9 protein-coding genes are annotated in these 12,414 nt (G+C 69.1%); 6 read left to right on the forward strand and 3 right to left on the reverse strand.

Going from position 1 to position 12,414, the window contains the following annotated elements; all coding sequences use genetic code 11:
- Positions 1–114 precede the first annotated feature (114 nt).
- Positions 115–2,424: a phospholipase gene (locus ABH935_RS39565; RefSeq protein WP_370383109.1), complete on the reverse strand. Its 2,310-nt coding sequence runs from the start codon at positions 2,422–2,424 to the stop codon at positions 115–117.
- 18 nt (positions 2,425–2,442) lie between these two features.
- The gene (locus ABH935_RS39570; RefSeq protein WP_370383110.1) at positions 2,443–3,639 is read right to left on the reverse strand and encodes a Tat pathway signal protein; all 1,197 of its coding nucleotides are present in this window, start codon (positions 3,637–3,639) and stop codon (positions 2,443–2,445) included.
- A 429-nt stretch (positions 3,640–4,068) separates the two neighbouring features.
- Between ABH935_RS39570 and ABH935_RS39575 the strand changes: the two genes are divergently transcribed.
- Positions 4,069–5,736 (forward strand): hypothetical protein, encoded by a 1,668-nt coding sequence (locus tag ABH935_RS39575; protein WP_370383111.1) that lies wholly within the window; start codon positions 4,069–4,071, stop codon positions 5,734–5,736.
- A 7-nt stretch (positions 5,737–5,743) separates the two neighbouring features.
- Here the strand turns inward: ABH935_RS39575 and ABH935_RS39580 are convergent, their stop codons facing one another.
- A complete protein-coding gene (locus ABH935_RS39580; protein ID WP_370383112.1) occupies positions 5,744–6,928 on the reverse strand; it encodes an ROK family protein in 1,185 nt (394 codons plus the stop codon).
- Positions 6,929–7,161: 233 nt separating this feature from the next.
- Between ABH935_RS39580 and ABH935_RS39585 the strand changes: the two genes are divergently transcribed.
- The 5 genes from ABH935_RS39585 to ABH935_RS39605 all read left to right on the forward strand — a co-directional run bounded on the left by ABH935_RS39585 (position 7,162) and on the right by ABH935_RS39605 (position 12,408).
- A complete protein-coding gene (locus ABH935_RS39585; RefSeq protein WP_370383113.1) occupies positions 7,162–8,457 on the forward strand; it encodes an extracellular solute-binding protein in 1,296 nt (431 codons plus the stop codon).
- A 9-nt stretch (positions 8,458–8,466) separates the two neighbouring features.
- On the forward strand, positions 8,467–9,381 hold the full coding sequence (locus ABH935_RS39590; RefSeq protein WP_370383114.1) for a carbohydrate ABC transporter permease: 915 nt from the start codon (positions 8,467–8,469) through the stop codon (positions 9,379–9,381).
- Positions 9,378–10,334, forward strand: coding sequence for a carbohydrate ABC transporter permease (locus tag ABH935_RS39595; protein WP_370383115.1), 957 nt, complete (start codon positions 9,378–9,380; stop codon positions 10,332–10,334). The genes ABH935_RS39590 and ABH935_RS39595 overlap by 4 nt, the downstream gene beginning before the upstream one ends.
- Before the next feature lie 91 nt (positions 10,335–10,425).
- The gene (locus ABH935_RS39600) at positions 10,426–11,406 is read left to right on the forward strand and encodes a Gfo/Idh/MocA family protein (RefSeq protein WP_370383116.1); all 981 of its coding nucleotides are present in this window, start codon (positions 10,426–10,428) and stop codon (positions 11,404–11,406) included.
- A 12-nt stretch (positions 11,407–11,418) separates the two neighbouring features.
- Positions 11,419–12,408: a Gfo/Idh/MocA family protein gene (locus ABH935_RS39605; protein WP_370383117.1), complete on the forward strand. Its 990-nt coding sequence runs from the start codon at positions 11,419–11,421 to the stop codon at positions 12,406–12,408.
- Positions 12,409–12,414 lie beyond the last annotated feature (6 nt).

The following is a 12,414-nucleotide window of genomic DNA, read 5'->3' on the forward strand; positions in this document are numbered from 1 at the left end:
CCGGTCGCGCCCCAGCCGCTCCCCCTTCCGGTCTGCGCGCGTGCTGTCGGGGGGGGCCCCCCCCCACACCCCCCCGTTCCGGGGGGCCCCCCCCCCGCTTCGACGTTCACCGGGCTATCGGATGACGATCCCGATGGACCCCAGGCACTGGGCGGTGTTGTTGTTCGCCGCCGCGGACGACCCGAAGAAGCCCGTCACCTCCTGGCTCTGCGGGCTGGGAGCACGCAGGTCGAAGGTCTGGGCGCCCGAGACCGACGTCCCGCTGCCGAAGACCGGGCTGACGGCGCCGCTGCGCTGGTGGAACTGGATCTTGCTGATGTACCGGCCGCCGTACCACGTCCCCCACTCGCCGGAGATCCCGACCAGCGGGTCCGTCTCGCTGAAGGTGATCGTGGTCTTCGGCGCGCTGCCCACCGGCACCCCGTTGCCGCCGCGGACCGGGTCGACGGTCCCGTCGCCGTGCGTGGCGTGGAGGCCGTCGACGATCTCGCCGTGGTAGACGTCGAGGCTCGCGATGCGCTGGGTCGAGGCCGTGTCGTCGAACGGCATCCCCTGGGCGCCGGCCGGTCCGAGCCGCACCGCCGGGGCCGCCGGGTCGTTGTTCTCCGTCCGGGCGTGCGGCCCGGCGTACTTCCACAGCGGCTGCCAGTAGGACTTGAGCAGCTCGCCCACGGCCTCCGGACCCTCGATGAGGTAGTTGAACTCCGACAGCGAGCCCGGGTACAGGTTGTCCGAACCGACGACGTACGCCTCGTCGTCGATGATCGTCAGCTTGGCGTGGTTGCCGGGTGCGGACGGGACCTTGTTGTAGATGTAGCCGCTCGCGTTCAGGACAGACGTCGCGGCGCTGCCGATCACGCCCGCCTTCGGCGGCTGCTCGCTCAGCGGCGGCTGCTTGAGGGTGGCCGTGTACCCGTCCTTGGGGAGCCCCGGCCACTTGTAGGTGTCGCCCTCGACCGTGCTTCCGACCGGCACAGCGTCCGTGTAATAGAGCGGTGCCACGGACAGCCGGCTCAGCGCCTCGGCGCGTGCGCCGCCCGGGTCGGGGAGCGCGGCGTCGGTCGCGACGTCGTGCGTCATGTAGTACTTGATCAGGTCGAAGGTGCGGACGGCTCCGGACCCGAACGAGTACTGGTCGCCCTCCGCGCCGGCGCCGGCGTCCAGCGGAGAGACGACGACCTGGACCGTCAGCCCCTTGGTGGCCATCAGCGCCTGGATCAGCCACTGGCAGACCACGTGGTCCGACCAGTTCTTCTTCCAGGCACTGATGAGGTCCATCTGCGACATCTTGATCGAGCGCTTCGCCCCCGATATCAGCTGCTGCTTCATCAGCTCGGACCCGTTCTGGAAGTCCGTGCCGCTGCGCCAGTACTTGCCCACCGCCAGCATCCCGGTGGCCGGCTTGTACTCGGTGAGCGCGTCGTACTCGGGGTACATGACCCGGATCGGGAAGGGGCTCACGGTGAGCTCCGGAACCGTCGCCAGGTCCTGGCCGCGGATGTCGCCGGGCGCCGGGCCGGGCGGCGGCACGATCGGCGGGGCGGGCTTGGGATCACCGTCGTGCAGTTTGACGATCGCCGCCTGGTGGGCGCTGACGTACTGGACGGCTGCCGGCGCGGTGAGCGGGTTGGCCGGCCGCGAGGTGGCGGGGTCGCGGTTGTTCCAGGTCAGCTTCACCGCGTCCAGCTGCTCGGAGCTCAGCAGGTCGTTGCCGACCGCCCACAGCTGGTCCAGGTAGCTTTGGGCGCCGGCCGCGCCGGGGCCGTGGACGACGACCGAGAGGTCGTGGACCGGCGGATAACTCCGGAACAGGTCCATGTTCAGGTTGTGGCCGCCGGCCAGCGCGGTGGTCCCGTCGACGACCACGATCTTGGAGTGGTTCCAGGTCATCTTGGTGTCGTCGCTGGAGAACATGCTGTCGTTGCCGAAGACCTTCATCTGCAGCGCGTCCAGGAAGCCCTCCCGCAGCCGGTAGAACCGGCCCAGCCAGATGTCGGGCAGCTTCTCCCAGGCCGAGCCCCGGTCCCGCACCAGGCGGATGAGGGCCTGCTTGAAGAGCGTGTAGTTCGTCGGCTCACCGACCGGCACCATCGGTGTCTGGCCGAACAGGAACCGGAACTGCGTCGGGGCGGCCCGGCCCGACTTCGCGCTCAGCGCGGTGTCCATCGCGCCGATGATGATGCCGGCCCAGTCCGGGTCCGGGCAGTTCAGCGACGACAGGTCGCAGCGGTAGAACGATTTCTGGACGCACTCCTCCAGCGCCCGCTCGAAGTCGGCCTGCCGCGCCCAGGCCTGATCCATGATGGCCGGGCCGAACGGCATCCCCCAGACCCGCGGGGTGTCCAGGAGCCGGATGTAGCTGCGTCCAGAACGAGCGCTGAAGTAGCCCTGGACCTTCTGTTGCACACTGTCGATCTCAGTCATGGCTTCACTCGCTCTCGTCTACAGGAAGTTCCATCGGACCCAGCCGCCGTCCTTGCTGGCGGCCGCCGTCACCGGATACGGCTGCCGGTACGGCGGATCGCCCACCACGTCTTCGAGGTAGTACGTGTTCCACGGGATGCTTCCGGAGATCGAGGACACCCGGCGCACGTACGGACGCAGGGGCTTCACGCTGTCCCGCAGCGGCCCGCCGGCCATGGTGTCGAGCTGCGCGTGGTCGAGGTGGATCTCCTGCCGCAGCTGGAGCGCGCTCTGGCCGACCGCGGACTTGGCGGCGAAGACCGTGCCCCACTGCGTGAGGTAGCCCCGGGCCAGCTTGTAGACCAGCTGCCCGACCCGCGCGACGCTCGCGCTGACGTTGGCCGGGTCGTACTGCCCGTCGGCGGTCGCGTTGCCCGCGACCGTCCCGTGCCGGCCGCGGCACGCGAACAGCGTGTAGTCGCTGGGCTGGGTCGCGCCGCTCTTGGGCGCGGCCAGTGGATCAGTGAGCTGATAGTTGTCCGCCAGACTCATCCAGCCGCCGCCCAGCGACAGGGTCTGGGTGCTCCCGGCCATCTTCGCGTTGGGCCGGGGCACCAGGCCGTTGAAGCCGGTGTCCAGGTGGTCCCACGCGGTGACGCCGACGTAGGAGATCACGTTCGGCGGGAGCTGGGTGAGGATCCCGTACCACTGGCCCGGCCCCGGAACGGGGTCGATGGCGATGATGCGGATCGGGATGTTCTTCACCGCCGGCGGGCCGTACGCCTGGATGAACCAGGCGGCCATGATGGCCTCCACGGCACCGCGGCTGTGCCCGATGAAGTTGTACGCCTCCGCGCCGCTGCCGGCCGCGAGGTTCGCGCCGTGCAAGGCCAGGGCCGCTGCCTCCCAGCCGGTGAGCTGTGAGGTGGTCGAGCGCCGGTCACCGCCGGAGTACTTCTGCGCTTCGCTGAGCAGATCGCTGGGAACCTTGAGCGGACCGCTCAGTACCAGCGGCTCGCTGGTGTTCCCGGGCTGGCTCCAGTCGTTCTGCCCCACCCCGCGCACCGTCACGCTGGGCCGGGTGGCGTGCAGATCGCCGGAGATCTCCTTGTGGATGCGGACCGGGATGTAGCCCGTTTCCGAGCCGTAGATCCGCATATCGCTGTCGCTGCGTGAGGTCTCACCCTCGTCCCGGGTGCACGCCGTCCCGCAGAAAGACACGGTAAACACGGTCATTCGATCGCCCTCCCCTTCTCTGAGCTGGCTTTTCATTCGCCGCGAAGCGAGCCTATCTCGGTAAAGAAAGGCATCACAGGCATCTGAGCATGATCCAGTCAGAAGCATCCGAATCCTGACATACAGGGGTTCAGTCGCCGACTACGAACGCTGATACTCGCGGATGCTTCTGTTCTGCACGGACTCGCCGACCGCAGCCGGAAACAAGGGATGGAAACCCGCAATTCACACAGACGCTTCAGATGCGGGGTTTCTTCGTATATCGCGGCCGGCTCTGAGTGAGTTGGATGGGTTGGCCGCACGGCGAGCAGGGCGCCGCGATGAATACGGGTTCTGTTCGTCCCTTGATTCTGGTCCCGGCTACCGCGGATGAGGGACGCCCCCTACGCTTGCCGCGTGAAAAACGGAATCCGGGACCAGGGGGGCGGCATGAGTTGGAAGCACGTGCAGTCCTGGGCGGACAAACATCCGGTGCCGTCGATGGTTCTCGGCGGCGTGGCGGTCGCGATCGTGCTCGCCCTGGTGGGCCTGCTGGTCTGGAAGCTCCACGGCAAGGACCGGTCGGTCAAGGTCCGCGGGCTGGTCGCCCTCGGCACCCTGATGGCGACCATGGTCCAGGCCTCCGGCATGTGGCACTTCTTCGGCGACGTCATGCACATGTCGCTGGCCTACAAGATCGTCATGTTCCCGTTCCTGGAGATCCTGATCCTGGCGTTCGGCCTCAAGGCGCTGGAGAAGGCCGAGGAAGCCGGCAACTGGCTCATCTACGCCGTGATGCTGTGGATCCTCGCGATCTCCTCCGGCGGCATGTCGGCCAGCGACTCCTCGGGATTCCGGGAGGGCCTGTTCCGCCTCCTGGTCGCGGCGGTCATAGCGGTGCTGTGGACGTTGGACCTGCTGGACCTGTGGCTCAAGGCCCGTAAGCGGAAGGCTGAGGAGGAGGGCAAGCCGCTGGAGAAGATCCGGTGGCGCTTCACTCCCCGCGAGCTCGGTATCCGGCTGGGCCTGGCCTCGGCGGACGGCTCGACGCTGTCCGACCTGGACGCCAACCGGCACTTCGAGCGCTACCTCCGGGTCTCGGACAAGCTGAGGATCCTCAAGGAGCACAACGCCCGGGACGGGGCCGTCCAACGGATCGCGGCCCGCGAGGCCAAGGCGAAGGCCAAACTCCAGCGGCACGCACGTCTGCACGCCGATCCCAGCGCCCTGATGAGCGCCCTCGGCGCCCAGGCCGTCGCCGACGCCCAGGCCCGGCTCGGCATCGACGAGGCGCAGACCGAGCTCCGGCAGGCCAAGGACCAGGCGGACGAGCACGCGGCCGAGGTCGGCCGACTCACCGGACTGCTGACCGAGGAACGGGAGGCGGCGAAGGCGGCGGCGCAGGAGGCGGCCGCGAAGCTCGAAGAGCTCACCCGGACTCTGAAGGCCGACCAGGCGGCCGCGATCTCGGCGGCCGAGAAGGAGCGGGCCGACTTCGCCCAGCAGGTGTCCAAGCTGCGCGATGAGCTGGAGACGGTCCGGGCGCGGACGGTCGAGACAGACATCGAACTTGAGAAGTCCGAACGGTCCCGCCGTGAGCTGGCGGCCAATATGGAGATCGAGCGGCGCGAGCGGACTAGTGCCGAGCAGTTGTGGAACAACGAGAAAGCCGCGGCCCGGCGCCGAATAGCCGATCTGGAACGGGATCTCAATGAACTGCGCTCCCGGCCGCCGGCCGCGATCCCGGCCCAGCGACCGGCCCCTGCCGCGGTCGTGAAGCAGGAACTGCCCGAGCCGGTCGAACGGGTAGAGCGGGTCGAGCGGGTCGAGCCCGTCGAGGAGGCTGAACCGGATGAGCCCGCGGATCCTCCCGTACCTCCGGTCAGCACCGCGAACGGCTCCGGCCGCCAGAGCGCCAAGCAAGCCTTCTACGACGCCGCCGACCACCTGACCGACCAGGGCTCGAACCACGACCACCCGCTGCTGAGCGACCACGGCCCGACCCGCAACGACGCCGTCCGTGAACTCGCCGACTCCCTCGGTTTCAAGGAGCTGACCGTCCGCAAGTACGCCAAGTCCTACCGGGACGAGCGGATCTCGGCTCGGGCTCGGAGGTAGGCGAACCTCAACGGTCGTCCCGCGCGCCGATGCCGGCGAACGCCGCCACCGTCGGCGGCGGGAACCCGGCGGCGGCGGTCACCGCCGCCTCCAGGAACTCGTCGACGGCGTCCAGTGCGAGCCGGACGGCTCCGAGGCTGACCGACTGGTTGCCGAGCGAGGAGACGCCGACCGTCGGGACGCGCGAGTACGTGAACTCGTCTATATACCGTCGTAACGGGGTCAGGAGCGTGTCCCCAGCGCGGACGTTGCCGCCCCCGATCACCACCAGCTGCGGATCGACCGCCAGCGCCAGCGCCGCGATCCCGAAGGCCAGGCCCTGGCTGAACGCGTCGACCGCGGCCAGCGCCTCCGCGTCGCCCCGGCTCGCGAGCGCGAACACCTCCTTGCGGGACCGGGCGCGGCCCCCGGCCAGCAGCGCTTCCAGCCGGGTCGGCGCTTCCTCCCACCCGACCTGCGCCAGAGCCCCGATCTCGCCGGCGCCGCCGGTGTGCCCGCGGTACAGCCGGCCGGCCAGGACGAGCCCGGCGCTCGTCCGGTTCCCGGAGTGCACGAACACCATGTCGTCCACATCCTGTGCGACACCGCGCCAGTGCTCGGCGACGGCGGCCAGATTGCAGTCGTTCTCCAGCAGGACCGGGCAGCCCAACAGAGCTCTGAGACGCCCCGCCAGATCCGTTTCCGGACTGTCCGCCGAGCCCACCACCTGCGCGACGCGCCCCCGACGCACGATGCCGGGCACGCCGACCGCCGTGACCCACACGTCCGCCAGCGACCGGCCGGACCGCTCAAGGGCCTGGGATATCACGGCCGGCACCGCGTCGACCTGCGAGCGGGGCGACGCCGCCTGGGGCACGGCGTGATGCGCCGATCCCAGCGGCTCGCCCCGCAGGTCCGCGACCGTCACGACGATGTTGTGCGGCCCGGCGTCCACACCGAGCAGGACGCCGGCCTCGGCCCGCAGCCGGTAGTGCCGCGCCGGCCGCCCCGCGCCCGGATGCCCGCCCTGCCCGGCCTCGACCAGCCAGCCGAGGTCCACCAGATCCAGCACCACCGCCTCGGCGGCCGTCCGGGACAGCCCGGTGGAGGTGGCGAACGCGGCGATGGTCTTCGGCGCTTCGCGCGCGCTGCGCAGTGTCGCCAGCAGATTGATCCGCCGCAGCAGTGATCGGTCGCCGCTGTTCACGGTCACGGGCCGCCTCCTTCGCAAATCGGGGGAAGAGTCGCCTCGTCCCGCCCTTGACGCCCTGTCGGCAGAATATTAACTTAAAGTTAGTTATTTAAAGCCCGTATATCGCCGAACCACCGCCTCGAAGACCCCTCGAACCGCCCGCACGCCGGGGGGCGTGCTGGCGTCCGCGGACAGCCACACTCCAAGATCGGATGCGCAATCCAGGACGTCCTTTCGAACTGAGGTGAGCAGTAATGCACGGACGGATCCGCCGACGTACACCCCTGACCGGTGTCGCCATCGCGGCGGTCGCGGCGCTCGGCGTCACCGCGTGTGGAACCAAGGAGACCGGGGCCGAGAAGGCGACCCACCCCACGATCACCTATTGGTCCTCGTGGATATCCAGCGAGCCGCAGGCGCGGATATTCTCCCAGGCCATCGCCGACTACGAGAAGGCCACGGGCGTCACCGTCGATGTGAAGTGGCTGGGACGGGACTACCCGAACCAGGTGAAGAACGCCGGGGCGGTCGGCAAGGCGCCGGACGTCTACGACGACGCCTCCGACCACATCGGCGACTTCCGTTCCCACAACCTGGTCGCCGATCTGTCCGGGGTTCTGACCCTGCCCGTCCCCAACGAGGGCGACAAGGTCGGCGACGTCATGCCGTCCCAGGCCCTGAAGGCTTCCTCGGACAGCACAGGCCTGGCGCTGATCCCTTACACGGTCATCTCCAGCGGGATCTGGTTCGACGCGGCCACCCACCCGGAATGGGCCGCCAACCCGCCGGCGACCTTCGACGATCTGCTGGCCACGGCCGAGAAACTGAAGGCCGCCGGGCACGCGCCCTTCGCCCAGGACGGCACGGTCAACGGCTACAACGCCTACTGGATCTACTGGCTCCTGATGCGGCACGGCGGCCCGGGCACCATGGCCGCGCTGGGCAGGAGCCCGGCCGGTTGGGACGACCCGGCGGTGCTCGCCGCCGCCCGGGACGTCGAGCGGTTGGTGAAGGCGGGCCTGTTCGAACCCGACTACATGGCGACGAAGTACCCGGCCGCGCAGAACCAGTGGGCCTCGCGCACCGAGGACATGAACATCAACGGCACCTGGCTGAACAGCGAGACCTCGAAGTATCAGGCCTCTGGGTTCCAGGCCCAGATGTTCCTGTTCCCGTCGGTGCCCGGCGGGAAGAGCTCCGTGGAGGTCGGCACGCTCGGCTGGAGCCTCAACCCCAAGTCGCCGAATGTGAGCACCGCCGAGTCGTTCCTGGCCTTCATGGCGCAGAAGAAGTACATGAGCCAGATCTCCACCAAGGCGCTGAACATCCCCTCGCGGTCCGACGTGCCGGCGCCGACGATGCTGCTCGCCGCGCAGCAGGCCATCGTCGGCGCCACGGCCTCCCAGCCGACCGACGACGGGGCGTCGAGCCTGTACTCCGGCTGGTGGAACGACGTCTTCCTGCCACTGGACGACCAGCTCCTCTCCGGCAAGATCAGCGCCCAGCAGTTCGTCAGCATGGGCAAGTCGCAGACCGCCTCCTATCACTGAAGCCGACCCATGACGCGCACGCGCACTGTCGGCGGAGTCCGCGGGGAACGGGACCGGATCTACGTTCCCTACCTGCTTCCCGCTCTGTTGATCTACACAGTCCTGTTCATCGCGCCGTCGGCCGTGACCATCTGGTACAGCTTCACCCGATGGGAGGGCCTGGGGACGCCGGCCCGCTTCACCGGCCTGGCCAACTACCGCGCCATGCTGACCAACCCGGTGTTCCTCACCGCGTTCCGCAACACCCTGATCCTGGTCGTGCTCGGCGGCGTGTTCGTCTTCGCGCTGACCTTCCTCACCATGATCGTGGTGCGCGAGATGCGGGGGCGGGCGTTCGTCCGGTCGGTGCTGTTCGTGCCGAGCATCCTGTCGCCGATCGCGATCGGCACGGCGGTCGGCTTCCTGCTCAACCCCGACGGCGCGCTCAACCGGCTGCTGTCGGACGTCGGGCTCCACACACTGACCCGGGGGTGGCTCGGACCGGATCTCATCTTCAAGTGCATCATCGCGGCGGTGGTGTGGACCGCGACCGGCTTCTATGTGGCGATCATGATGTCCCGGGTCGACGCGATCCCGGAGGAGCTCTACGAGTCGGCGCGGCTGGCCGGGGCGAACCGCGTCGAGCAGTTCCGGTACCTCACCTTCCCGCTCAGCCGTGACGCCTTCTCCACCGGCGCCGTGCTGTGGGTGATCGGCTCGGTGAAGACGTTCGAGATCGTGATCGCCTTCACCGGCACCGCCGGGACGCCGCCGGTCCAGGCCCGCAGTGCGGCCGTCGAGCAGTATCTGGCGGTCACCGGCGGGATCTCCGGGACGCCGCAGCTCGGGTCGGCGGCGGCCGTCGGCGTCGTGATGTTCCTGCTGACCGCCGTGCTCGTGGTGACGCTGCGGCGGCTGCTGCGGTCGGAGGTGGTGGAACTGTGAGTCCGGTCGCTGACAAGCTCGCCACCTCGGGTGCTCCTTCAGGCCCTGCTCCGGTGTCGGCCGGGGCGCGACCGGCCCGGGGCCGCCGGCCGATCGACCGTCTGGACACGCTGCTGGGCGGGGCGGTCCGCGCCGGGTTGTGGCTGTGGGTCGGGATGCTCGTGGTCCTGACCCTGTGGGTCGTGGTCTCCTCGCTCAAGACCACCCGGGAGATCTTCGCGGACCCGTTCGGCCTGCCGAAGTCGCCGCAGTGGCGGAACTACAGCGTGGCCTGGTCCGTGTCCGGGTTCGGGCGGGCGGCCTTCAGTTCGGTCGTCGTGGTGGCCGCCGCCGCTGTGCTCACGATGGTCCTCGCCACTCCGGCTTCCTACGTGCTGGCCCGGTCGGACCGGCGCAGCGCCTCGCGCGTCGTCACATACTTCGCCGTCGGCATGGGGATTCCCGCGCAGGCTCTGGTGGTGCCGTTCTTCCTGATGTCCAACGACCTGTCGACCTTCATGACGGAGTGGGTCACCGGATGGTGGGACGATCGGATCTCGCTGGTGCTGATCTACATCGTCCTGTCCCTGCCCTTCACCGTCTATCTGCTCACCATGTACTTCCGGTCGCTGCCCACCGAGATCGAGGAGGCGGCCGCCGTCGACGGCGCCGGGCCCACCCGGACCTTCGTACAGATCATGGTTCCGCTGGCCCGGCACGGGCTGGTGACGGCGCTCGTGCTGAACACCGTGGCGTTGTGGAACGAGACGTTGTTCGTGCTCGTCGTGGTCGGCGATCCGCAGCAGCGGACGCTGCCGGCGACCCTGCTGGGGCTGTACGAGTCGATGCAGTACACCTCGAACTGGGGCGGACTGTTCGCCGGGATCGTCATCCTGGTGATGCCCATGATCCTGCTCTATCTGTGGGCCGGGCGACGGATCGTCCAGGCCATGACGCAGGGCGCACTCAAGTAGCCAGACCTCCCTTCCCCGTCTATCCAGTCAGCGTTCAGCCAGTCACCGTTCAGCCAGTCCTGTCATCCAGTCCTGAGAGGTGGAATCCGCAATGCTCAAAGTGGCGATCCTGGGTTTCTGGCATGTGCATGCCACGGGGTATGCCGAGATGATCCGCGATCATCCCGGTACCGAGCTGGTCGCGGTGTGGGACCCCGACGCGCAGCGGGGGGCCGAGGCCGCCGAGCGGTGGGGAGTCCCGTTTTTCCCCGACCTGGACGCGGTTCTGGCCGGTGACGTCGACGCGGTCGTCGTGACCACGGCGACGGTCGAGCACGCGGACGTCATGCTGCGCGCCGTGGCCGCCGGGAAGCACGTCTTCGCCGAGAAGCTGCTCGGCGTGGACCTCGGCGAGGTGGACGCGATCGTCGGCGCCGCGCGCGAGGCCGGGGTCGCTCTGACGGTCGCCCTACCGCGCCTCCACGAGCACTACACGCTGACTGTCGACCGCTTGCTGCGCTCGGGTCAGTACGGCGACCTCACGTACGCGCGGGTCCGGCTGGCGCACGACGGATCCATCAAGGACTGGCTGCCCAAGCGCTTCTACGATCCCGAGGAGGCCGTCGGCGGGGCCTTCACCGACCTCGGGTGCCATCCGGTCTATCTGCTGGACCACTTCTTCGGCCGGCTCCCGGTGTCGGTCTCGGCTGTCTACGGCCAGATGACCGGCCGCGGGGTCGACGACAACTCGGTCGTCACCTTCGGCTATGGCAACGGCGCGATCGGCGTCGCGGAGACCGGCTTCGTGACCCCCGGCTACAGCCCTTTCACCATCGAACTCCACTGGAACGGCGCGAGCCTGTTCTACGGCTACTCCGGCGACAGTTTCCAGCTGTGGGAGGACGGCCGGCCAGCCGATCTGGAGGCCGCTGAGCAGGACGGCCCGACGCCGTTCGAGCTGTGGGTCGGGCACACCGCCGCCGGAACGCTCGACGAAGCCAACCTGAGCGCGGCGCGCAACCTCACCGAGCTGGTGACCATGGCCAATGCGAGCGCCGCGACGGGCACTGCCGTCTCGCGCCCGCACGAGTGACAGGGACACATCATGGCGAAGCAGTTGAAGGTCGGGATCATCGGCGCCGGGGGCATCGCCGGCCTGCACGGCGAGTCCTACGCGCAGATGCCCGAAGCCGTTCGGGTCACCGGGGTGAGCGACATCGCCCCGGCCGCCGCCGAGGCGCTGTCCGACAAACTCGACGCGACCCCCTACGAGGACTACCACGCGATGCTGGCCGCGGACGTGGACGCGGTCGATATCTGCCTGCCGCACCACCTGCACGCCGCCGCCGCCATCGCGGCGGCGCGGGCGGGCAAGCACATCCTGTGCGAGAAGCCGCTGTGCACGACTCCCGAGGAGGCGGCACGGGTCCGCGAGGCGGTGGCGGACGCCGGCGTCACCCTGATGTGCGCGCACAACCAGCTGTTCCTGCCGTCCGTGGTCACCGCCAAGCAGATCATCGACGCCGGCGAACTCGGCGACATCTACGAGGTCCGCACCAACGACGCCTTCCGCACCTCCATGACCGCCGAATCGGCGGGCTGGCGCGCCAGCTCCGCGACCAGCGGCGGCGGCGAGCTCATCGACACCGGCTACCACCCCTCCTACCTGCTCGTGCACCTCGCCGGCGGTCGGCCGACGCAGGTCACGGCGATGCTCGCGAACCACCGCCTGGGCTTCCTGGACGCCGAGGACTCCGCGCAGGTGCTGGTTCGCTTCGACAACGGCGTGGTCGGCAACATCGCGACCAGCTGGGCCTACCAGCCGCCGTCGGACACCGAGCGGTTCTCGGTCTTCGGCTCCAACGGCTCGCTGCGCGGCGGTGCCGAGTGGCTGAGCCTGGAGACGGTCGACGGCGGCTCGCGGGACCGCCGCTTTCCGGCAGTCGACACGTTCACTGCTGAGATCGAGCATTTCGTGCACTGTCTCGCCACCGGTGAGCGGCCGATCCACACCGAGGCCGAGGGATCGGTGGTGCTGGACCTGATCATGGCGGCGTACCGGTCCGCCGACGGCGGCGGGATCGTCGCCTTGTAAGGACCC

The organism is Catenulispora sp. GAS73 (genome assembly GCF_041262085.1).
Taxonomy (GTDB): Bacteria; Actinomycetota; Actinomycetes; order Streptomycetales; family Catenulisporaceae; genus Catenulispora.